Origin of the sequence: Bacillus sp. CFBP9009, from assembly GCF_036541465.1 — a bacterium.
Taxonomy (GTDB): Bacteria; Bacillota; Bacilli; order Bacillales; family DSM-1321; genus Peribacillus.
The window spans coordinates 26,783-50,993 of record NZ_JAZHFU010000009.1 but is presented as its reverse complement, the minus strand read 5'-3'; the positions used below and the strand labels follow the sequence as shown (position 1 = coordinate 50,993).

19 protein-coding genes, 1 riboswitch and 1 other annotated feature are annotated in these 24,211 nt (G+C 42.1%); of the genes, 9 read left to right on the top strand and 10 right to left on the bottom strand.

Going from position 1 to position 24,211, the window contains the following annotated elements; translation table 11 throughout:
• Positions 1 to 114 precede the first annotated feature (114 nt).
• The 3 genes from gltC to V3595_RS19515 all read left to right on the top strand — a co-directional run bounded on the left by gltC (position 115) and on the right by V3595_RS19515 (position 2,372).
• Entirely contained in the window at positions 115 to 1,017 is a 903-nt protein-coding gene (gene gltC / locus V3595_RS19525) for a glutamate biosynthesis transcriptional regulator GltC (protein ID WP_076370054.1), read from the top strand.
• Between the two features lie 132 nt (positions 1,018 to 1,149).
• Positions 1,150 to 1,644, top strand: coding sequence for a spore coat protein (locus V3595_RS19520; protein ID WP_485908861.1), 495 nt, complete (start codon positions 1,150 to 1,152; stop codon positions 1,642 to 1,644).
• Positions 1,645 to 1,772: 128 nt separating this feature from the next.
• Positions 1,773 to 2,372: a hypothetical protein gene (locus V3595_RS19515; protein WP_485908859.1), complete on the top strand. Its 600-nt coding sequence runs from the start codon at positions 1,773 to 1,775 to the stop codon at positions 2,370 to 2,372.
• A gap of 909 nt (positions 2,373 to 3,281) precedes the next feature.
• Here V3595_RS19515 and V3595_RS19510 read toward each other — a convergent pair.
• The 4 genes from V3595_RS19510 to V3595_RS19495 form a co-directional block, all read right to left on the bottom strand.
• A complete protein-coding gene (locus V3595_RS19510; RefSeq protein WP_485908857.1) occupies positions 3,282 to 6,449 on the bottom strand; it encodes an Ig-like domain-containing protein in 3,168 nt (1,055 codons plus the stop codon).
• Between the two features lie 334 nt (positions 6,450 to 6,783).
• Complete coding sequence (gene leuS / locus V3595_RS19505) at positions 6,784 to 9,198, bottom strand: leucine--tRNA ligase (protein ID WP_485908855.1); 2,415 nt, start codon at positions 9,196 to 9,198, stop codon at positions 6,784 to 6,786.
• A 54-nt stretch (positions 9,199 to 9,252) separates the two neighbouring features.
• Positions 9,253 to 9,484 (bottom strand) — a binding site (T-box leader).
• Between the two features lie 154 nt (positions 9,485 to 9,638).
• Positions 9,639 to 9,902, bottom strand: a complete 264-nt coding sequence (locus V3595_RS19500; RefSeq protein ID WP_101225556.1) for a DUF2524 family protein — start codon at positions 9,900 to 9,902, stop codon at positions 9,639 to 9,641.
• 94 nt (positions 9,903 to 9,996) lie between these two features.
• A complete protein-coding gene (locus V3595_RS19495) occupies positions 9,997 to 10,503 on the bottom strand; it encodes an SMI1/KNR4 family protein (RefSeq protein ID WP_063234889.1) in 507 nt (168 codons plus the stop codon).
• 168 nt (positions 10,504 to 10,671) lie between these two features.
• Between V3595_RS19495 and mnmL the strand changes: the two genes are divergently transcribed.
• The 3 genes from mnmL (at position 10,672) to V3595_RS19480 (ending at position 12,732) form a co-directional block, all read left to right on the top strand.
• A complete protein-coding gene (mnmL, locus tag V3595_RS19490) occupies positions 10,672 to 11,631 on the top strand; it encodes a tRNA modification radical SAM protein MnmL/YtqA (RefSeq protein WP_485908852.1) in 960 nt (319 codons plus the stop codon).
• Positions 11,628 to 12,200: a tRNA 5-(aminomethyl)-2-thiouridylate-methyltransferase MnmM gene (gene mnmM, locus V3595_RS19485; RefSeq protein WP_260359137.1), complete on the top strand. Its 573-nt coding sequence runs from the start codon at positions 11,628 to 11,630 to the stop codon at positions 12,198 to 12,200. The genes mnmL and mnmM overlap by 4 nt, the downstream gene beginning before the upstream one ends.
• Before the next feature lie 136 nt (positions 12,201 to 12,336).
• A complete protein-coding gene (locus V3595_RS19480) occupies positions 12,337 to 12,732 on the top strand; it encodes a hypothetical protein (RefSeq protein WP_485908850.1) in 396 nt (131 codons plus the stop codon).
• A 67-nt stretch (positions 12,733 to 12,799) separates the two neighbouring features.
• Here V3595_RS19480 and V3595_RS19475 read toward each other — a convergent pair whose 3' ends face one another.
• On the bottom strand, positions 12,800 to 13,603 hold the full coding sequence (locus tag V3595_RS19475) for an alpha/beta hydrolase (RefSeq protein WP_137015704.1): 804 nt from the start codon (positions 13,601 to 13,603) through the stop codon (positions 12,800 to 12,802).
• 210 nt (positions 13,604 to 13,813) lie between these two features.
• Between V3595_RS19475 and V3595_RS19470 the strand changes: the two genes are divergently transcribed.
• Positions 13,814 to 14,332, top strand: a complete 519-nt coding sequence (locus V3595_RS19470) for a gamma carbonic anhydrase (protein WP_063234974.1) — start codon at positions 13,814 to 13,816, stop codon at positions 14,330 to 14,332.
• Between the two features lie 447 nt (positions 14,333 to 14,779).
• Here V3595_RS19470 and metK read toward each other — a convergent pair whose 3' ends face one another.
• Entirely contained in the window at positions 14,780 to 15,973 is a 1,194-nt protein-coding gene (metK, locus tag V3595_RS19465) for a methionine adenosyltransferase (protein ID WP_485908847.1), read from the bottom strand.
• Positions 15,974 to 16,136: 163 nt separating this feature from the next.
• A riboswitch (SAM riboswitch) is annotated at positions 16,137 to 16,299 on the bottom strand.
• A gap of 417 nt (positions 16,300 to 16,716) precedes the next feature.
• Between metK and pckA the strand changes: the two genes are divergently transcribed.
• Entirely contained in the window at positions 16,717 to 18,303 is a 1,587-nt protein-coding gene (pckA, locus tag V3595_RS19460; RefSeq protein ID WP_101225563.1) for a phosphoenolpyruvate carboxykinase (ATP), read from the top strand.
• Positions 18,304 to 18,699: 396 nt separating this feature from the next.
• Here the strand turns inward: pckA and V3595_RS19455 are convergent, their stop codons facing one another.
• Genes V3595_RS19455 through V3595_RS19440 form a run of 4 tightly spaced genes read right to left on the bottom strand, consistent with a single transcriptional unit; the run spans position 18,700 to position 22,821 of the window.
• Positions 18,700 to 18,882: a hypothetical protein gene (locus tag V3595_RS19455; protein WP_485908845.1), complete on the bottom strand. Its 183-nt coding sequence runs from the start codon at positions 18,880 to 18,882 to the stop codon at positions 18,700 to 18,702.
• A 50-nt stretch (positions 18,883 to 18,932) separates the two neighbouring features.
• Complete coding sequence (locus V3595_RS19450) at positions 18,933 to 20,234, bottom strand: nucleotide sugar dehydrogenase (RefSeq protein ID WP_485908843.1); 1,302 nt, start codon at positions 20,232 to 20,234, stop codon at positions 18,933 to 18,935.
• Positions 20,235 to 20,275: 41 nt separating this feature from the next.
• A complete protein-coding gene (locus V3595_RS19445; RefSeq protein ID WP_485908841.1) occupies positions 20,276 to 21,592 on the bottom strand; it encodes a glycosyltransferase in 1,317 nt (438 codons plus the stop codon).
• Between the two features lie 23 nt (positions 21,593 to 21,615).
• Entirely contained in the window at positions 21,616 to 22,821 is a 1,206-nt protein-coding gene (locus tag V3595_RS19440; protein ID WP_485908839.1) for a glycosyltransferase family 4 protein, read from the bottom strand.
• 195 nt (positions 22,822 to 23,016) lie between these two features.
• Here V3595_RS19440 and wecB point away from each other — a divergent pair, with 195 nt between their 5' ends.
• On the top strand, positions 23,017 to 24,153 hold the full coding sequence (gene wecB, locus V3595_RS19435; protein ID WP_485908837.1) for a non-hydrolyzing UDP-N-acetylglucosamine 2-epimerase: 1,137 nt from the start codon (positions 23,017 to 23,019) through the stop codon (positions 24,151 to 24,153).
• Positions 24,154 to 24,211: the final 58 nt, after the last annotated feature.

The following is a 24,211-nucleotide window of genomic DNA, read 5'->3' as shown; positions in this document are numbered from 1 at the left end:
TTCTTACACCGTTATGTCACTTACATTTATTCTAGGTTTTCAAATCGATATAAACAATATATAATTCTAGTAGAATCCATCTCAATTTGAGATGAATGGCAGGAGGATGAATAAATGGAACTACGACAATTACGTTATTTTGTTGAAGTCGCCGAGAGAGAACACGTCTCAGAAGCCGCAGAGCACCTGCATATCGCACAATCAGCAATCAGCCGGCAAATATCCAGATTGGAAGATGAACTTGGCGTTCTTTTGTTCGAGAAAATCGGCCGGAATATCCAATTAACTCCAATTGGTAAAATTTTCTTGATTCATGCCAAAACGGCGATACAGGCGATTGAATATGCCAAATATCAAATTGAGGAGTTTTTGGACCCTGAACACGGAAGCATTAAAATCGGGTTCCCGACCAGCCTTTCCACCCATTTACTGCCTACCGTCATTTCCGCTTTTAAAGATGAGCAGCCAAATATCGGCTTCCACTTAAGACAGGGATCTTATTCCTCTTTAAAGGAAGCTGTCAAAAATCGCGAAATCGGATTAGCCTTCCTTGGACCGATTCCGACAAACGATCCAGATATCGAAGGTCATATCCTGTTCACGGAAAACATATCCGCTTTACTGCCAATAACTCACCCATTGGCTGAAAGAAAGAGTCTGCGCCTAAGTGATTTACGAAATGATCCCTTCGTCTTGTTTCCCAAAGGATACATCTTTCACACTATCGCACTCGAAGCGTGCAAAGCAGCCGGTTTCGCACCGAATATCGCCTCGGAAGGTGAAGACATGGATTCCATAAAAGGGCTCGTTTCTGCCGGAATCGGAGTCAGTCTGCTCCCTGACAGTACTTTTTATGAAGTCATTCCAAGACTGACTGTCAAGATCCCGATCGATACACCCGAAGTCAAACGGACTGTCGGCATCATCACTCCTAAAAACAGGGACTTGGCTCCATCAGAAAAACTTTTTTACCAATTTGCCAAAAAGTTCTTCTCTGTTCTCGAGCAATATCAATAAAACATGGCCTTCTAAACTGTTAATGTGAATCGTAGATGGGACAGCTCTTCCCATAAGTATTTCACTAAACAACTTGCCTATAGCCCACTGAACGAATAATGTATCAAGATTATTCGTTCAGGAGGAATTTAAATGCAACCCACCCATTCACATCTTGCTTGGCATGAAACACTCGAGCTTCATGAGTTGGTCGCCGCCCAGTCCAATGCCCTTATGAAATTTAAAAAAGCTTATCCAAAAATAAAAGACCCAATTCTAAAAACGATTTATAAGCAAACGATCCATACCCTTACCCAAAACATTATGGAGCTGCTGCAATTTTACCCATTGACGCCTAAAACGCACCGAGATGACGATGTATCAAGGGATGACGCATCGGCAGCTGCTGCCGGGGAATTGCTGGGCTTTGCCAAATCATCGATCAAAAATTACGCACTGGCGATTACGGAAACAGCCACCCCTTCCCTTCGAAAAGTATTTAAGAAACATTTAAATGGAGCCATAGATACCCATGCCAAGATTTTCAACTACCTTTATGAAAGAAGCCTCTATCCTGCTTACGACTTGAACCAATTGCTGCAAAATGACGTCGATGTTGCCAATAAGGAACTTTCCCAGCCATTCTAAATGCAAAAAAAGGCAAGCATACCGATTGCTTGCCTTTTTGCCTCGTTCCGATTCCGTTTTTTATTATAATGTTATAATATATAAGAATTGGTTTAAATTAGGTGAATATTATTCAAGAGGTGAAATTCATGAAAAAGACCTTTTTATCCATCATCCTTTCCCTGCTCTCATTTTCTTTAGTTGCCTGTAAGGCTGATGATTCAAAATCCGAGAATAACCTTTCAGTTCCTGAGCTGACAGCAAGGGAAAAGGCCATCCTCGAGAATTCAAGTGAACATTCCTTTCTTATCGATTTCAATGTTGATGATACATACAAGGAGATGTCCGTCTGGGTCGAAAAATATAAATTTGGTAAACTTGTCGAATCTGAAATGGGACGCATGACAACTGGGGTTGAAAAGAATGGGACGATCATCTTCACCACATCCAAAACGGATGATGATCAAAAACAATCGATGTTCAACATCAGCATTCAAAACGATAATGGTACGGATACAGTTACTTATCCTGAAACCATTGATGAAATGGATTCCAGCGTATGGGGCAGTGCTGGCAAACTCAAAATAAACAGCACAAACAAGCTTGCATTGGCGAGTATATGTTACTCAAGCGGAAATGAAGGCATACGTTCACTTTCCACTGATTTTTATGGTGATAGTGATGGCCATATGGACGAGTTGAAGGAATACGATGTTGTCTACCTCCTGAGAAGTGAATTCACTAAATGAGCTGACAAATGCAGAGGCAGGTTGAACCGAACTTGCCCCTGCATAGTTTGTTTTAGCACTCCTACAAAATTCTATGATTTCATGAGGCATTTGAAGATTCAAATAAGGGTTGGCGATCAAATTGATGAAGTGAAATTCCCAAGCAATGATTTTCTCATTGGATATATGAGCAAGTCCAAAATATGGGGTATGGAAAGTTTTAATGAAGTAAATTTTTCTACATTTTAAAAAGGGGTTGAAGGAAGAGGTATTTGGGTGTAATCTTTAAAAATAATAAAACGGAAAGAAGATCATTAATTTGAAGAAAATCATCCTCCTCTTTGCAGCAGTAGTCATTGCGAGCTCTCTCGGACATCAAATAACCGGCGGATATATGGACCCTCGAAAATCCCGCCCTCGGTATATACATTTGAAATAAGGAATCAGTTATAAAAGATTGATTCTTATAATGCATAAAACAGTTAATGTTAACATTTATAGCACATAGTAAGAGATTTGGATTTAAGTAGGAAGTTTCCCCAAACGATCATACCCAACCTCAACTGAAAGCGTTCCTAAACCAATTAAGCAAGCTAACATTGCACCTAATGTTATCACTCTTCCTTTTTTCATTTATTTCCTCCTGAATTTAGGTATTACTGCACTTTAACTTTTATTCTCTCTCTTCTCCTTTTCTCTAATAAAGATTTATAGTACAAGAAAAAGGCGAAGGTTTTATTTCAGAATTAAAACGCGAAACTCCATATCTGACATCATGCAATGACAACGCACAGGTGAATACTCTTAAATAAAGCTTGCCAAAAGACATGCTCATAGCAAAAACACCGGGCATCATCGAGCGGTGTTTTCATTCGTTTCCACACAAAAAAAGGCCGTTTAACATGTAGTTAAACGGCCTTCACCTACTATTTATTTAGATTTTTTAACGGTTACTTTTGCTGCTTTTCCTGTATTGCCCGCTTTGTCTTTTGCTGAGACATATAATGCGGACCCTGCTTTTTTCTTGCTGATTTTGATGGAGAAGTTCCCCTTACCATCAGCTTTTGCCGTTCCGATGTTTTTATTGCTGTACTTCACGGTAACGGTTGAACCGATTTCCGCTTTACCTGTTACTTTTGTTGCTTTATCGTTTACTTCATTCACTTTCGGTGCACCTGGAGCCGTTTTATCTTTAACCGTTACTTTTGCTGCTTTTCCTGTATTGCCCGCTTTGTCTTTTGCTGAGACGTATAATGCGGAGCCTGCTTTTTTCTTGCTGATTTTAATGGAGAAGTTCCCCTTACTATCAGCGGTTGCTGTTCCGATGTTTTTATTGCTGTGCTTCACGGTAACGGTTGAACCGATTTCCGCTTTACCAGTTACTGAAGTAGCTTTGTCGCTTACTTCATTCACTTTCGGTGCATCTGGAGCGGTTTTATCGAGAACAGTCACGGTTGCCGCCTTGCTTTCACGTTTTGCTAAGTCTGTAGCTGTGACTGAAAGTTTAGTGCCGGCCTTTTGCTTGCTGATTTTCACTTTGAAATTCCCTTTGCTGTCCGTGTTACCTGAACCAATCACTTTTTTTGCGCTATTTTTGATCGAGATTTTCATGTCTGCTTGCGATTGACCCGTTACATACGTATCTTTGTCACTTAAAGCTTTAACAGTTGGCTTGTTAGGGGTTGCACCCTTATTCACGAATACTTTGATTGAAGATACTGCTAGTTTTGAAGAATCAGAGATATTCACAGTAAGCTGCTGCGCAGCTTTTTGAACCGGAATAGTAACGGTGAACGTTCCGTTAGCTGCCGCCGTTCCTTTACCGAGCGTTTTGTTTCCGCTTTTCACTTCGATTACTGATCCTTTTTTAGCTGAACCAGTAAGTTTTGTTTGCGTATCCATCACAAGATTGACTTTAGCTTGTAAATCCACTGCACTAAGTGCACTGTACGCATTCAATCTTCCGTATCCTGATACTAAATCTTTTCCGACAGGAAGTTCTTCTTCCGGTATGATGATTTCTCCATCCTCCGGTTCATAGTCCTCATAAGGGTCTACATTATCTTCTTCTTCAAAAGTGACATATTCCGATGTCTCATGAAGGATTTCCCTTACTTCATTCACTTTCAACCCAGGGTTTCCGGATAATAATAAAGCTGTAGCTGCCGCAACATGGGGAGCTGCCATTGATGTACCATCCATATAAGTAACATTCCCATTAGGCACAAGGCTCGGGATGGCTGTTCCTGGAGCGACCATGTCTAACTTCGATCCATAATTGGAATAATCGGATACTAAATCAAGGGCATTGGTTGCACCGACTGATATAGCGTATTTTGATGATGCAGGATAAGAAAGACCTTCCATCCCATCATTACCGCTTGCTACGACAACCATTACATTCTTGGCAGCGGCATGTTTCAAGGCATATTCAATCGTCCTGCTATATTCTCCGCCCAAGCTAAGGTTTATGACCTTTGCACCATGATCCACGGCATATTTAATGCCTAGTGCAATCTTCTCATTGTCTCCAAACCCTGAAGAGTCCAAGACCTTCACAGGCATGATTTTAGCTACTGGATTGATTCCTTGCATAGAATAACCATTATCGGCTTTGGCAGCGATGATTCCGGATACATGTGTACCATGGCCATTGTCATCGATTGCTTTTTCTTTCTTATCGATGAAATTCTTACCTGACTCCATTTCAACGACACTCTGTAGATCCGCCAGTGAATCATCGACACCTGTGTCGATAACCGCTACCAACGTATCCTTTAAATTACGTTTCTTAATAAGGTTCTGCAGTTTTTCGTTATCGATGTCCGCTCCCTTAATGCCTTCTTCCCCGCCGGCGTTATCTAAAGACCATTGATACGGAGATTGAATGTCGGCAGAAAGTGCTTTGTACGTTTTTACCGCTTCGATATATTCCACTTCCGGAAGCTTTTCGATACCGGATAGAGCTGCTGTACTCATTTTAGATTGGTTCTTTAACTCTAAAACATACATATCATCATACAGAACCTCTTGTTGCTTAGGTGCTGATAATGTTCCATATCCTTTTCCGCTTATCTTTGATTGGACAGCGCTTAATGACTTCCCAGGTTTAAGTTTGACGATATATTTGTTCTTTACATTTTTCGAAGCAGGAAGTTCGATTCCCGCTTTGCTTGCGATATCGATGATTCTCTCACCTGCAAGCTTATCAAGATTGATTTTCTTTGCAATGGCGTCCATATCCTTTTTCAATCCGGCCGGAGCGACGTCTGCCGACTTATTGAATAAGGCCTTAATCGCCTCTTGCTGCTTGTTGCTAATGACTGCCGTACTGCTTGCTCCATTTTCATTAAGATCCTCAATAAGGGGCTTAATCTCCACTAAGTGATTATAAACGGCTTCCCTTGCCGTTTTATTACCAGCAAGATGAAGAGCCAGGAATGGCGAAGCTTTATAGTATAAAGAGGAAAGGGTGCGTCCCTCAGACGACTTCGTGAGAACTTCATCTCTAAACACGCGGAGTGTTTTCAACATGGATTCTCCCGTTTTCTTATCTTTTACACTCAGTTCAACCGGGCAAGATTCAAGCTCTTCCCCTTCGTCCCCGGCAGATGGCGGCAATGTCACTGAATGAGCATTGATGGAGTATTCAGCTACATTTTCCGCATCCGGGATGGGATTTCCCTCATCATCCGTATCGCCGAAATATTCAACTTTAACATAATATGTTCCTTCCCAAGCATATGGGAAATCGACTACAGCTTTTTCATCAGGATAAGAAGAGACAATATAATTGCTCTCATCCTTTTCTGCTTTTTCTTTATCTTGATATACGGAGATATTCAAGATTTTGTCCGAATTGACTTCGAACTCAATATGGGAGAACTTTTGTACTTCTTCTGTTGTGGGACTGATTTGGTACCATTGGACATCCGGTTTTTCAAACTTTCCGTCCAGAGTGTCCCCATTTTTAATCGTTTTTACATTTTCAATAGGCGTTGCAGCTGCAGCTTGAGAATTTAGCGGAACCATCAAGCTGAATATCAGTGCAAAAATAAGTACACACGCCGTAATTCGACTCACATTCTTAAATTTCACGGTTTTCCCTCCAATAATTGGTTAAAAAATAACAGTACTATACCAAACTATCACACTGTAAAATTTTATCAACCAATTTTTTCCCTTTTTTATGTCAAATGCTTGATTTATTTGGCCATAGAGCTGAAAAAATGATTCTCATGAACCAATTAAGCAAGATATTTGCGTTCCGATGGTCCTCTCATGACGATAGTAGCCTAATTGGTAGATTGATCGCTAATAGATTTAAATCGGTGAGAATCCTAACATGACCTAATCCCTATGTTCTGCCTGCCCACGAAAAAAAAGCTGCCCCAGCAGTAAAAATATGCGGGACAGCTTCCAATCGATTTATTTAGTTTGCGACGATATTGACTAATTTGCCTGGTACGGCAATCACTTTACGAATGGTTTTTCCATCGATTTGTTCTTTGATGGAATCATCACCCATCGCGATTTCTTCCAGTTTTTCTCTCGTAGTGTCAGTCGGCACCATTAATTTCGCTTTGACTTTTCCGTTGATTTGGATGACGATTTCGACTTCGTTATCCACTAACTTAGCTTCGTCGAACGCCGGCCATGTACCGTACGTGATGCTCTCGGAATGGCCCAGTTTAGACCAAAGTTCCTCAGCAATGTGAGGCGCAACTGGTGCAAGCAGCTTTACGAAGCCTTCGATATATACTTTAGGAAGCGAATCCGCTTTATAAGCATCATTAATGAATACCATCAATTGTGATATCGCCGTATTGAATTTCAATTCCTCATAGTTCTCGGTCACTTTTTTAACCGTTTGATGATAGACTTTTTCAAGCTTGCCCGTGTCATCCGTTTCGGTCATCTTATCTGTGATCGTACCGTCATCGCTGACTAATAAACGCCAGATACGGTCAAGGAATCGGCGGGAACCGTCCAATCCGTTTGTGGACCAGGCAATCGAAGCATCCAATGGCCCCATGAACATTTCGTACATACGAAGTGTATCGGCACCATGGCTTTCAACGATATCATCCGGGTTCACGACATTCCCTTTTGATTTACTCATTTTTTCATTATTCTCGCCAAGGATCATTCCTTGGTTAAATAGGTTTTGGAATGGCTCCTTCGTTGGCACGACACCGATATCGTACAGGAATTTATGCCAGAAACGAGCGTAAAGCAAGTGAAGCACCGCATGCTCAGCGCCGCCAATATAAATGTCGACCGGCATCCATTCTTTTAATTTTTCAGGATCTGCAAGTGCTTCCTTGTTGTCCGGATCGATATAACGAAGGAAGTACCAGCTGCTGCCTGCCCATTGTGGCATCGTGTTTGTCTCACGGCGCCCTTTTCTTCCATTTTCATCCGTTACATTCACCCATTCCGATATGTTTGCAAGTGGTGATTCGCCTGTACCTGAAGGCTTGATGTCCGTAGCTTTCGGTAAAATCAATGGAAGATCTTCTTCCTTCACTGCAGACATCGTGCCATCTTCCCAATGAATGATTGGAATCGGTTCACCCCAGTAACGCTGACGGCTGAATAACCAGTCGCGAAGACGGTATGTTATTTTCTTCGTACCGATTTCTTTTTCTTCCAGCCATTTGATCATGGTTGAAATGCCTTCTTCTTTATTCAATCCATCAAGGAATTCCGAATTCACATGAAGACCATCGCCTGTATATGCTTCACTTGTCACATCTCCGCCAGCTACCACTTCCTTGATCGGCAAGTTGAACTTGACTGCAAATTCATAATCACGCTCATCATGGGCAGGAACGGCCATGATCGCACCTGTTCCATAGCTGATCAACACGTAATCGGCAATCCAGATCGGCATTTTTTCGCCATTTACCGGGTTAATGGCATAAGCCCCTGTGAATACGCCTGATTTATCCTTGGCCAAGTCTGTTCTTTCCAAGTCGCTTTTATGTTTCACCTCATCTAAATAGGCTTCAACCGCCGCTCTTTGATCAGTCGACGTAATCTTATCGACAAACTGATGTTCAGGTGCCAATACGGCATATGTTGCACCGAATAACGTATCCGGACGAGTCGTGAACACCGTGAATGTTTCTTCAAAGCCATCGATATTGAATGTAACCTCCGCTCCCTCGGAACGGCCAATCCAGTTACGCTGCATATCCTTGATGTTTTCCGGCCAATCCACATCGTTCAAATCGTCGATCAAGCGGTCTGCATACGCAGTGATACGAAGCATCCACTGTTTCATCGGGCGGCGCTCAACCGGATGGCCCCCACGCTCACTTTTCCCATCGATGACTTCTTCATTAGCCAATACCGTGCCAAGTGCCGGACACCAGTTAACGGCAACTTCATCAATATATGCAAGGCCCTTTTCATATAATTTCAAGAAGATCCACTGCGTCCATTTGTAATAGTCGGGATCTGTCGTGTTTATTTCGCGATCCCAGTCATAAGAAAAACCTAGGGCTTTGATTTGGCGGCGGAACGTGTTGATGTTGTGCTCCGTGAATTCGGCTGGATCATTTCCCGTATCGATCGCATATTGCTCTGCCGGAAGTCCAAAAGCGTCCCAGCCGATCGGATGCAATACATTATACCCCTGCGCCCGTTTCATCCGTGCCAGGATATCGCTTGCCGTATAACCTTCCGGGTGCCCCACATGAAGACCTGCCCCTGAAGGATATGGGAACATATCCAGCGCGTAGAATTTGCGTTTGCCGCTTTCTTCACCCGTCTTGAATGTCTTATTGCCTTCCCAATACTTTTGCCATTTCGTTTCTATGCTCCTATGGTCAAAACTCATATGATTTCCTCCTAATTTCCGTATAAAAAAACAATAAAAAACCCCTCATCCCAAAATAGGGACGAGAGGATTATGTATATCTTCCCGCGGTACCACCCACATTGGCGATAGCTAAAATCCGCCCAGCTTAAAATATCCGTAACATGGATTAAAACGCCAGGCATTACTTTTCACCTTCACACCCGGGACTCCAAGGCGAGTTCACGACCATCCCAGGTTGACTTGCACCACCCGTCAACTCTCTTTACTGGTTTAAACCGCTACTATTCCTCATCATAGTCTTTATGAGAATATTGGATTTTATTACATTCTAGTCAATTTCAACGATAATTGCAATAGCCGTACATAAACATTATCGACAGGTTTTTCATTATATATGCGAATTCAAGAAAAATCGTGCAAAAAAGGGAGCTATTCATTCATAGCTCCCTTGCTTCCATTTAATGTCGCAGTAAAGTCATTTCATTCCTCAATTGATTCAACTGCTGCTTCATCCGCGAAAGCATTTCCCGTTGCTGGTCATTCGAACTGGCATACAATCGTTCCATATCCGTCAAAGCCTCTTCGATATACCTTTGCGAATTTTGAAATTGTTCATCATCATAATGCTCCTGCCGTGAGGCCTCGTTAAATTCAAACTCTGCAAAATGGAGAGCACCTTCACATTGCTCTAAAAAATGATCGACGGATTGTCTGGTTGCCATTCAAACCCTCTCCTTCGCATCTCATTTGGATGATTCGGAATCATCTTGTCTAGTTTGAGCAAATAACGGGTGGATTATCATTTTTTTTGAGCAATCAACCTTTATCCCAAAACTTCTCACCTTGATGGGAAATGAATTGCTCGATCCATTCGGCAAAACCCATGTGGAGTTTCTCGCCTTCTTCAAAATCATCGATATGGCCTTTTACCATTAAATACTCCTTATCACCTTTGGCGACAGCTTCCCCATCGATGACGATATTATCTTGATAAATGCAGGCCACTTTATAGCATCCCTCGTAGGAATTTTCATATGTGTAATTAATAATATCATCCAGGCTGTATAAATCATTTTCCCCGCCCGATTCCACATTATCGAACAGACGGCATCCATTGGTTATTTTTAAAAACTCCTTATAATCCTCGGGCAGAAGCAGTCCGGTTTTCTTTTCAAAGGAATGAATTTGTTCATCCGAAGCAGGTGAATTGAAGGTGCAAGTGGCTTTGTATATGAATCCATCTTCATTTACTTCGATCACCTGATTATTTTCGGCTAATTTCTTTTTCATTTGATTAATCGCTTCTTCAACTTGACCGGTCATGTCCATCAGCTCCCGATTGGATATAGTCATTCAAAGATATACTGGAAATAGCAGCAAAATGTTTAGCCCTCAAGTATACAGTATACGCTTATTTTTCAAAAAAAGACCTAGCTGCGAGAATGTTGTATAATATATGTTGCGATTTAATTTATTTAGGAGGTTGCTGATTTGAATCAGGCAAACCCGTTTATATATGCAACGGATAACAAACGATATCATACATGGAATTACCACCTGAGGGAACATTTTGGACATAAGGTTTTTAAAGTTGCCCTGGATGGCGGTTTTGACTGCCCGAACCGTGATGGCACCGTCGCGCATGGCGGCTGTACCTTCTGCAGTGCCTCAGGCTCTGGTGACTTTGCGGGCAGCAGGGTTGAACCCCTCGACGTTCAGTTTAAGAAAATCAGCGAACGGATGCATCATAAATGGAAAGATGGAAAATATATGGCCTATTTCCAAGCGTTCACGAATACGCATGCCCCAGTGGAAGAACTTCGCGAGAAATATGAAAGTGTATTGACCCAGGAGGGTGTCGTCGGGCTCTCCATTGCGACACGTCCGGATTGCCTTCCAGATGATGTAGTCGAGTATTTAGCGGAATTGAACGAACGGACCTACCTTTGGGTGGAGTTGGGTCTCCAGACGGTTCATGAAAAGACCGCGACGATGATCAACCGTGCCCATGACTTCGATTGCTACAAAGAAGGCGTCGATAAACTGCGGAAACACGGCATCCGCATATGCTCCCATATCATCAATGGCCTTCCTCAGGAAGATTACGGTATGATGCTGGAAACAGCCCGGGAAGTTGCCAAACTCGATGTGCAGGGGATAAAGATCCATTTACTTCATTTATTAAAAGGGACACCGATGGTCAAACAATACGAAAAAGGCCTGCTCGAGTTTCTTGACCGTGACGATTATGTCAGCCTGGTATGTGACCAGCTGGAAATAATCCCTCCAGAAATGATCGTTCACCGCATTACGGGCGACGGTCCCATCGATTTGATGATCGGTCCAATGTGGAGCGTCAATAAATGGGATGTCTTGAATGCCATTGATGCCGAATTGAAACGCCGTAACAGCTGGCAAGGAAAAAATCATCATACAGAGGTACAATCATGAAGCTTGACCGAATTTTGCCATTCGCCAGGATTCTGCTGGAAAAAGCGGTCCATCCCGGGGATATAACCATTGATTGCACGATGGGCAACGGTTTTGATACGGTCTTTCTTGCAGGACTTACAGGTGAAAATGGGCATGTCTATAGTTTTGATATTCAGAAAGAAGCGATCCAAACCACAGCGGCGAAACTAAAGGCCGAGAATTTACAAGAGTGCTGCACCCTTATTCACGATGGGCATCAACATTTGAGCAAATACATCAGGAAAGAGCATTCCGGAAAGGTCACGGGTGCCATATTCAACCTAGGCTACCTTCCTGGCGGTGACAAATCAATTATCACCCAAGCCGATACGACGATATCAGCCATTGAACAGCTATTCGAACTGCTGGCACCTGAAGGCATCATCATCCTCGTCATTTACCATGGTCATCCAGGGGGATCGGCAGAACGGGATGCATTGATGGATTATGTACAGAACTTCCCTCAACAGAAAGCCCATATCCTAAAATACGGGTTCATAAACCAATCAAACAATCCGCCATTCATTGTCGCGATTGAGAAGAGATGATGACTTTTGACACCGTTCGATACGAACGGTGTTTTTTCAATCCCAACTCGCAGAAGCAGAATTACCAATCACAACATTTTGAATTTTTCGTCTATAATGATTATAATGATAGAAAATAGATAAGAGGGTGCAGAAAATGGAACATTTGCCTACTTCATTACTGACGGATATATTGACTGAAAAAATCAAAAGGGATTCAAGTGAACAATACGGGGAGTTTGTCTGCTCGCTTAACTCGTTGACAGAAAACCAAAAAACCATGGAGGACCTCAAACAATTCGATCACCATTTTGATAGGTTCCTGCCACAGCTCGATTTAATGATTTCCACTCAAAACCATGAAGCGATCATGAATATGAAAGCGACGCTTTTGGACCTATTCGCCAATGACTTAACCTTCAAATCCATTTATCTTCTATCCACCGCATTATCCAATAAAAAAGAACTTACACACTTGAACCAATTTATGTACCCGGTTACTTTCTGGGCACCGGTGATCAAGTCAAACAAGTTGCTTAAAAACGCAGGCTGATTCAAATTAAAAAACTGCCGAAGGTCTAACCTCGGCAGTTTTTTATTTATCCTGAAGTATGTACTGATCAAACGACATACCCTAATATTTTTAAACGGTTTTCAACAAAACTCAGCGCATATTGAAATACATCATCACGTTCTGGTTCATTGAAGATTTCATGATATAGCTTCGGCCATTCCTTATATTGCTTTTCACTGGCCAAGTTATAATTAAACCACTCACGAACCGCCTTCTTGTTTACGACTCGGTCATCTCCGCCCTGCATGACCAAAAGCGGCACATCCTGAAATTCAGGAATCTCTTCAAAAGCATCCTTCATAGCCTGTGCAAGCTCGCGATACCAGCGAACCGAAACCTTTGTGATATATAATGTATCGTTTCTATCGGATTCACGGATTTCCGCACTTCTCGTCGCCATTTCAGGTGTCAATCCAGATTCAACCCTGAACTTAGGCATCACGATGTTCAAACCATGCGAGATGGTTGTCAGGAACTTCGGCGGCTTCGTCACGAGGCCCAAGCATGGAGAGGAAAGAATAACCCCTGCAATGTCCCATTCCTCTTCCTGAAGAAGGCGTATCGAAATCAAACCGCCCATGCTGTGTCCAAGTAAAAAGACCGGCAACGAATATTCGTAAGCCTCTTCTATCCAGCTTTTCACTTCGTCCAAATACTCATCAAAGGAATCGATATGTCCCCGGTAGGCGCGAGTTGTCATACCCTGCCCAGGAAGGTCGCCCATGACGACATGGTATCCAGCTGAAAGCCACATTTGTGTTACCCACTTATAACGCCCGTGATGTTCCATTGCCCCATGAATGATGACAATGACGCCCTTTGCGTCTCCTTCTGTCTCCCATTTCCACATTCGAAATCCCCCTTTCACTTTTCACTTGTTGTGTACGATCCATGATAGTTAAAATAATATATATAAATTATAACCATATTTGTGATTTTCGACAAAAAAGAAATCTAACAAGTTGTACATTGCTATTATAAATAGCCAAGTGTATTTGCATACGGTATATTAAAATAATACATAAAAACATTCTCTTCGGAAAGGAAATGATTGAAAATGATTATTTATCCGTATAAAGGCAAAGAACCTGAAATCGCCGAAAGCGCTTATATTGCTGAGAATGCTGTCGTGACAGGTGATGTCAAAATTGGCGACGAAACATCAATTTGGTTCAATTCCGTTATTCGCGGTGATGTATCCCCAACCATCATCGGGAAAAAAGTCAGTATACAAGATAACAGCGTCCTGCACCAAAGCCCAAATAATCCATTGATCATCGAGGATGAAGTAACCATTGGCCATCAGGTCATTTTACATAGCTGTAAAATCCGTAAAGGAGCTCTGATCGGCATGGGATCGATTGTACTTGATGAAGCCGAAATCGGCGAAGGAGCCTTCATCGGTGCCGGCAGTCTCGTTCCCCAAGGTAAAGTCATTCCACCGAACATGCTGGCATTCGGACGCCCAGCTAAAGTCATTCGCGAAATCAACGAAGAAGATCGCCAGGATATGGAACGCATCGTTCGCGAATATGCCGAAAAAGGACAATACTATAAAACGGCGGAACGAATAAAGTGAATTGAATGAAAGTTACGAGTATTGTACTCAAACTCACTAGTATTTGCTACAAATTCACGAGTATTTACTACAAACTCACGAGTAAACACTCTAAATTCACGAGTATTTGTTACAAATTCACGAGTAAACGCTTTAAACTCTCGAGTAAACGCTCTAAATTCACGAGTATTTGCTACAAATTCATGAGTAACCGCTCTAAACTCATGAGTAAAAGCTCTAAACTCATGAGTAAAAGCTCTAAACTCTCGAGTAAACGTTCCAAATTCACGAGTAACGCTTCAACCTCACGAGTTGATGACCCAAACAAACTTGTAAACGACTTTAACTCACGAGTTTTGCACGTATTTTATATTTCTTTGGGATTTCTTGAATTATTCCCGCTGACGGCAAAATTAATTCACAAAAAAAAGGTGCCCCGCAAATTGCGGGACACCTTTTTTATATGATTTACACTTGTGCTTTTAATGTTTCTGCTTTGTCCGTGCGTTCCCATGGAAGATCGACATCTGTACGGCCAAAGTGTCCGTAGGCAGCTGTTTGTTTGTAGATCGGGCGACGAAGGTCAAGCATTTTGATGATGCCCGCTGGACGAAGGTCGAAGTTGGCGCGAACTAGGTCAACAAGGACTTCTTCGCTAACTGTACCAGTTCCGAACGTATCAATTGAAATCGATACAGGCTCTGCCACACCAATTGCATATGCCAATTGAACTTCCGCTTTGTCGGCAAGGCCTGCTGCCACGATGTTTTTCGCAACGTAACGAGCAGCGTATGCAGCAGAACGGTCAACTTTAGTAGCATCCTTACCAGAGAATGCACCGCCGCCATGACGAGCGTATCCGCCGTAAGTATCAACGATGATTTTACGTCCAGTAAGTCCAGCATCCCCTTGAGGTCCGCCAATTACGAAACGGCCAGTAGGGTTGATGAAGTATTTAGTTTGAGCATCGATCAATTCAGCTGGAACGACTGCTTTGATCACATGTTCTTTTAGATCGGCTTGAATTTGTTCAAGTGTAATTTCTGCATCATGCTGTGTAGAGATTACGATCGTATCTACACGTACAGGACGGTTATTCTCATCATATTCCACTGTTACCTGTGTTTTACCATCAGGGCGTAGGTAAGCAAGAGTTTCATCTTTACGAACTTGAGCCAAGCGGAATGAAAGTTTATGCGCCAATGAAATCGGAAGCGGCATAAGCTCTTCTGTTTCATTACAAGCAAATCCGAACATAAGACCTTGGTCCCCTGCACCGATTGCATCGATTTCTTCCTCTGACATGTTTCCTTCACGAGCTTCCAATGCTTTATCGACTCCAGCTGCGATATCGGCAGACTGCTCATCAATGGAACTCAACACGGCACAAGTTTCAGCATCGAAACCGTATTTCGCACGTGTGTAGCCAATTCCTTTAATCGTATCACGAACGATACGCGGAATATCCACGTAAGCGGACGTTGTAATTTCACCAGCAACAAGTACAAGACCTGTTGTTACACTAGTTTCACACGCAACACGTGCATTTGCATCCTTAGCAAGGATAGCATCTAAAATGGAATCTGAAATCTGATCACAAATTTTGTCCGGATGGCCCTCTGTAACAGATTCAGAAGTAAATAGACGTTTCTTTGACATCATATTTCCTCCTTGGAAGTTAGTATGTTGTAGGCATAAGCCTGATTTTTACGGAACTCGTTTCCCTCATTAGTTTCAACTATAGACACAGAATTACTTATGAAAAACACAAAAACCTTCCCTGGCAAATGAGGAAAGGTTTAAAATTCTGTCTTCTATCCTTTCACTCTTATCGTTCAAGGGTTTTTTACCTTGCTCAGGTTAGCACCATCACCACTATTCCTTGAAGACCTTCGCTTTATTTTCGGCGATCGATCTTGGAGTCAAGTTCAATATGGCAGGTTGCTGGGTTTCAAAGGGCCTGTCCCTCCACCAACTCGGGATAAGAGAATCCGTACAATTTAAGATAATATCGTATCTGGTTGGAATTTGTCAATGCTTTTCTAAAAAGAACATTTCCGCCTAGTATGGCATTCCTTTGAAAAAAGTGTTGATACAGCGTCTTAGAAGGGTTTACAATGCAAAATACGAATAGAAATGTTGGAAATTGCCATTAATAATAAGTATTAAGCATACGAAAAACGACTTCACCATTGGAAATATATTGCTTACTTACTTCCTATAAAAATAAAATTTACTTCATTAAAGTATATGTGATAATCCTGACTCGGTTCCTGCCGGAATAAAATGATTAACGCAACCAGCTGAAAATAATCACAAATTAGAAGAAATAGTATAGACTATTTAAATGAATGTGTTATACTAATTGTAATATAAAAACTTAAACAAAGGAAGGTACCTCATATATGAATTCTGTAGATGTTTCTAATGAGTTACACCAGTTATTAACAGGAAACAATGTGCAAACTCAACTTTCAGTTCCTCAATTGGTCGAAAAAGTATTAAGCAGAAATGAAGGCGTTTTAACATCAACCGGCGCAGTAAAAGCTGAAACTGGCAAATATACTGGTCGTTCACCTAAAGATAAATTTATCGTGGAAGAAGCATCCGTTAAAGATAAAATCGATTGGGGTTCAGTGAACCAGCCAATTTCCGAAGATGTGTTCAATAAACTATATAATAAAGTAGTTGACTACCTAAAAGCAAAAGAAGAGATTTTTGTTTTTAAAGGTTTCGCTGGTGCAGACGAATCATCTCGTCTTCCAATCCGTGTTGTTAATGAATATGCGTGGCATAACCTTTTCGCCCATACTTTGTTCATCCGTCCAAATGAAGAGGAACTAAGAGGTCACGAAGCTGAATTCACAATCCTTTCTGCCCCTAACTTCAAAGCAGACCCAGAAGTGGACGGAACCACTTCCGAAACTTTCATCATCGTTTCATTTGAACGCCGTACCATCCTGATCGGCGGAACGGAATATGCTGGAGAAATGAAAAAATCGATCTTCTCGATCATGAACTACTTACTTCCAGAGGCTGGAATCCTTCCAATGCATTGCTCTGCTAACGTAGGACGTGAAGGGGACGTCGCTTTATTCTTCGGACTGTCCGGTACAGGCAAAACAACTTTATCAGCAGACACTAGCCGTAAACTGATTGGCGATGACGAGCACGGCTGGTCTTCTAACGGCGTATTCAACATCGAAGGCGGCTGCTATGCGAAAACGATCAATCTTTCACGTGAAAAAGAACCACAAATTTTCGATGCAATCCGTTTCGGTGCCGTATTAGAAAATGTTGTTGTTGATCCGGATACACGTGAAGCGAACTATGATGACAGTTCATTGACTGAAAACACTCGTGCTGCTTACCAAATGCAAGCGATCGATAACATCGTGAACCCAAGTATTGCAGGACATCCAAATACAATCATTTTCTTAACAGCTGATGCTTCAGGCGTTCTGCCTCCAATCAGCAAGCTTTCCAAAGAACAGGCAATGTTCCACTTCCTAAGCGGATACACTAGTAAATTGGCTGGTACTGAAAGAGGCGTAACTTCACCGGAAGCTACATTCTCCACTTGCTTCGGATCACCATTCTTACCGCTTCCAGCTCAACGCTATGCTGAGATGCTTGGTGATAAAATTGACGAGCACAATGCAAAGGTATACCTTGTCAACACTGGATGGACTGGCGGAGCATACGGAACTGGAAGCCGTATGAAACTTGCTTACACTCGTGCAATGGTACAAGCGGCACTTGAAGGTGAATTAGCGAACATCGAAACGATCAAAGATGATATCTTCGGCTTGGATATCCCGCTTCATGTTCCTGGTGTTCCTGATGAAGTGCTTCAACCAATCAAGACTTGGGCAGATCCTGCCGCTTATAAAGAAGCAGCAACGGACCTTGCCGCACAATTCCGTGCTAACTTCAAGAAATTCGGCAGCGTTCCAAGTGAAATCGAAGAACTTGGCGGACCGACAGCTTAATAAATTGTACACAAAAGGACCAAGCTCTTGCTTGGTCCTTTCAGTTTGTCGACAAGAAATGTCTCATCCCGAACCATGATTTTAAAAAAATTAGGTTATCCTTCATGGTTTACTTTTTGAATGGAATCCTCAGAAATTTGCTACACTCCTGCCACTGGCTATCCAAGACCCCGCTAGATATATAAGCGAGAGTCTTGGCAGACAGTCGGCGGAAATGATGAAGCGGATTTAATGCGTGGACCTTAAAAATAAATACTTCGGAGTCCGAATAGTGAGGTGTAGATCGAATAACGGCGGGGAACGGTCGAATATAGTGCCCTGTACGTCGAATAACTGCGTCTTAGGTCAATATGTGCGGTCTAGGTCGAATAACTGCGACAACGGCCTAATATATGGCTAGCCAAGCCCCCGCCAGATTGTTTTACGGGGACTTGGCAGAAAGGGAGCGGATTTCTGAGACCAACTGAAACGTTTCCACAGTTTCTGAAAGGACCAAGCTCTCGCTTGGTCCTTTTCTTCATTGATTTTCTGCCCTCCGTTCCTCCGCCAGATTATGATATTCAAAAAGGGCACTGTCATAGTCAGCGCCCCCTGAATTCTTATTCCAATATCGATGTTTGTCCAAGTTTTTAGATGATCGCTTTATTCCTGGCTTTTTTCATGGACATCGTTTTGTATTGATATATATTGCCCAGGTTGGCCACCGGGACATCTGTTTTAGTTGCATCAATGCAATTGCGTGTATCCAAAATCAATTTATTTCTCATGAGATTTGATAGATTATCATAATCCATTTGTTTAAATTCATCATGGTCGGTCAGGACAAGTATCAAGTCGGCATCATTTACAGCGTCTTCCACTGATACGACTGGCATCTTTCCAGATTGGACATGCGGGTCATGCAAGGATACATCCATGTTTTCCATCCCCATCAAGATATTGACGACATCAATGGCTGGACTTTCACGAATATCATCTACATTTCCTTTGTATGCAAGACCAAAAACAGCTACTTTTGGCTTCCGGATCCCCTCTAGCATCATCCTTACGGAATTAACGATATAATAAGGCATCGATACGTTGGTATCGCGGGCCAATTTAATGATTCTCGCTTGCTCTGGTGCCTTTGCAACGACAAAATACGGATCGACCGCTAAACAATGGCCGCCAACTCCTGGTCCTGGTTGGTGAATATTTACACGAGGGTGTTTGTTTGCCATCGATATGACATCCAAAACATTGATATCCAGCTCGAAACAGATTTTCGTCAGCTCATTCGCAAGGGCGATATTGACATCCCTGAAGGTGTTTTCCATCAGTTTGGACATTTCAGCCGTTTTCGCATCCGTCTGAATGATCTCTCCTTGAACGAAGGTTTTATAAACAAGACTTCCTTTATATGAGCATGTTTCCGTGATACCCCCGACTATACGGTTATTATGAACCAACTCTTCAAGAATCCTTCCAGGTAAAACACGTTCCGGACAATGAACTAGGAAAATGTCTTTTCCGATGGTAAGGCCCGTCCTCTCGATCATCGGTCTAATATGATCATCCATGCTTCTTGGCGCAATCGTCGATTCAATAATGATGACATTCCCTTTTTTGATAAAAGGAAGAATGTTTGAGGTTGCATCCATGACATGAGTTAAATCACATGATTGATGCATGTCCTTTTTATTTGGAGTAGGAACTGCGATAATGAAAACATCCGCATGTTCCGGGCTTAACGCAGCTCGGAACTTATTGGAAGTAAGCACTTCTTGCAATACCTCCTCCAATCCAGGTTCTTCGATATGGAGCCTGCCGCTATTCAAATTGGAAATAATCTCAGGATGGATATCCACGCCGACAACATCGACACCGTGTTTCGCAAACATTAAAGAAGTCGGAAGTCCTATATAACCAAGTCCGATTGTACAAAGTTTCATATAAACCACTCCTATCTATTTTTCTGCTACACTCAAATTTGTTAGGCTGTTTGATAGATTTCGATAAAGATTTCCTTCTCTTGTTTCCAATTGTATTTTTGCCGCGCCTTCAGGCAGTTATTGCTCATTTCCGCCCTTTTTTCAGGATGTTTCAATAAGTAATTGACGCCTTCGGCAATTGATTTTGGATCATGTGAATCGACACACACACCGATTTTTTCCGTATCAACAACCTTTTGAATTTCAGGAAAGCTGCAGGCAACCACAGGCACACCGCTCATCATGTATTCAAACAATTTATTTGAAGAAGCGGAGTAGTGATTAAAGCAGACATTATTCAATATCTGAAAACCTAAATACGCATTTTTTGTATAATGAAGCAGCTCGTCGACCGGAACCTTCGGCAGGAACTTCACACGATGCTCCAGATTCATGTCGCTTACTTTTTTCATTAAATCATCTTTGATTCTTCCATCTCCGATAAAAACTACCGTCCCGCCCTCGATCATCGGTACAGCATCAACCAATTGCTCTAACCCTCTTCCCATTTGAACGCCGCCTTGGTATAACAAAATCGGTTCATTCTCTGGCAAATCGAGCAGCTCATGCAAATTCACGGCCGTACTTTCCTCCGGATTGGTTGGAATCGGGTAGTTATGGACCACCTTGGGATACAGACCATATAAGTCTTCGTTATACTTAGCTCTCGTATGGTTTTCGGCAATCATTTCATCCACGAACATTAATAGGAATTTCTCCATCACCCCATAAATTCGGCTATTATATCCCGTTCTGCTCGTTTGTACTTCATGCGAGTCATAAATTAGCTTTTTCCTTCTCAACCATTTACTGCTGATTGCTCCCTGCAAGAGCGTATTCAAGTCATTTGAATGATAAAAATCATATTTCCTTTTCCGGCCATGATAGATCATTTGACCAAAAATGTAGCTCCTCGTTAATAGTGTCGGCAGCTTCGATTTAGTGATCATCAGGGTACCCATCGCAAGGAGTGCAAATGTACCGAACAGTATTCCCGATCCCAACCAGCCGTTGATCAAGTTCAAGTTCCACAACGTATTCCAGACCAATAAGGCCAGTAGAACGATTTCAAACTTCTTTTTCTTCAATTTGCCTACGATCCTGAGAATCCTATGAAGCGCCTCCCAGCGGTTATTCACCCTGGTGACAGAAAAACCATTTTGGTGTTTCTCCTTTTTGGGCAAACCCTCGATTTTCCAGTTATGAATGGCAATTAAATCGACTTCATAACCCGCTTCAGTAAGTGCTGTGCATTCTCTTAGAACCCTTGCATCGTTTGTAAAGTGATTCCACACGAACATACATACTTTCTTTGCCATGTTGTCCTCCACTTCCGGATTTTTCAGCCTGACGCTTCCATCACATTGATGAGACCTTTAATATTTTTAGACCATTGAAAATGTTGTTTAGCATACCGATGACCGTTTTCCCCCAGTTCTTCACGAAGGGCTGGATCTGAGGCCATGGTCAAGATATGCTGACAGATTTCATCAACATTTCTGCTCTCTGCCACCAACCCGCATTTCGCCTCTGATAGCATCTTCTTGGCCCTGCCGTCCACATCACCGACAATGGGTATTCCGACACACATATAATCGATGATCTTACCAGGCAGCACCTTATTGAAGACTTCTTTTTCAACCAAGCTCACATAGGCAATATGGGACGTTGAAACTTCATGAAGAGTCACTCTTCGATTCATCGCATTAATCATCTTAATATTGGTCAGCCCTCTTGAGCTTATCTCCTTCTCCACTTCGGATATCCGATATCCATATCCAATCATCGAGAACTCGATTTGTTTATGTTCCCTTAGCTTTTCAGCTACGGCTATCAGTTTTTTCAAGTCCTGGGCCAGTCCGATATTCCCCGCATAAACGACTCTGATTACCTTTTCCGATACGGGTGTAAGCAAATTCTTTAACGTCAGCTCATCCGCAGTAAGCGAATTAGGAATGTATTGGATGGCCTCTTCCTTGACTCCTTTTGCAACGATATAATCCCTGAAACCAGGACTATTGATGATAATGAAATCTGAATGCCGATATAGCTTCCTTTCCAGGAAGAAAGCGATTTTCAAAACCCACTTATTATTAAATACTCCTACTCCTATCAACGATTCCGGCCATAAATCCCTGACATCCGTAATGAGTTTCGCCTTCATCTTTTTCTTGGCGATCAACGCCGCCAATGTCGGGAAGATCGGCGGAGTCGTGGCAAACACGTAATCATATTTTTTTTCGAGACGGATGATTGTATAAATGAAAAGCCACATCGCTTCAAGATAATGAAGCAACCGCTTCCCCATATTGCTTGTATACCTCTTCACTTTGTCCGGTTTAATCCTGATGACATCTTCTTCAATGCTTTCTTCATCCCAAAACTTTATATCTTGATATAAACTTTGATTAGGATAACTCGGCTTCAATGTGATGACCGTTACCTCAAATCCGTTTCTTTTCAAATGGAGATATATATTTTTCATTCTATTTCCCGCACTTCCGATTTCCGGATAAAAGTTTTGCACGATCATCAGGACGCTTTTCATATTCGCCTATCACCTCTATTCTGCTTTGCTTACTTCCTGCTTTATATTGTAAATGCCAGATATTAACTGGAGGTTAAAGAAATATAAAGTCCCTATTAACATTGTAAAAATTCTGTTAATTATTGTTTCATTTTTATATTTCCCATGAACTTCCCGTTATAATGGGGGAGACATTCAGAAGGGGAGGAAATGAGCATGCCTAAACAACGTATTAAGGTCATGACCGTATTTGGTACAAGACCAGAGGCTATCAAAATGGCACCAGTCGTTTTGGAACTGAAAAAGCATCCAGAAGAAATAGAAACCATCGTGGTGGTCACCGCCCAGCATAGGGAAATGCTCGACCAAGTCTTGCAATGTTTTAAAATAAAGCCAGATCACGATTTGGATATGATGAAGGATAGACAAACATTAGAAGAGATTACAACTCGAGGGCTTGAAAAATTGAGTTCGCTCATGAAAGATATAAAACCGGATATCGTCCTCGTACATGGGGATACAACGACAACTTTCATCGCAAGCTTGGCAGCTTTCTATAATAAGATACAGATTGGTCACGTTGAAGCTGGTCTCCGGACTGGTAATAAGTATTCTCCATATCCTGAAGAAATGAATAGGCAGCTGACAGGCGTCCTGGCTGATTTGCACTTTGCTCCTACAAATCAGGCGGCAGAGAATCTAATTTTGGAAAATAAAAAAAGTGATTGTATCCATATTACTGGCAATACGGCAATCGATGCGTTGAAAACAACAGTACGGAAAGATTATAAACATCCGATTCTATCTGGTTTGAATGGAGATCGTATGTTATTGATGACAGCGCACAGACGAGAAAATATCGGAAAACCAATGGAAGAAATATTCCGTTCCGTCAAACGGCTGCTTGAAGAGCACAAGGATATCCAAGTTGTTTTCCCGCTTCATAAAAACCCAGTAGTCCGTGAAATTGCTTACCGGATATTTGGTGAAACGGAAAGACTTCACTTAATAGAGCCGCTTGAGGTGCTTGATTTTCATAATTTTGCGGCGCACGCCCATCTAATATTGACAGATTCCGGAGGCGTGCAAGAAGAAGCTCCCTCACTTGGTGTTCCTGTCCTTGTGTTACGCGATACAACAGAACGTCCGGAAGGAATCGATGCTGGTACCCTTTTATTGGCTGGAATTGAGGAAGAACGAATTTATCAATTAGCCACAAACTTACTTACAAATGAAGAAACCTATAAAAAAATGGCGACAGCCTCCAACCCATATGGAGATGGATTCGCTTCACAACGCATAGTTGAAATCCTATTGAAGCATTGCGGAATGAAATCCCCCCTTCCATTATGAAATAAAAATATAATAATGAAAAAAGCCTGTCACGTAAGCGGCAGGCTTTTTTCATTAA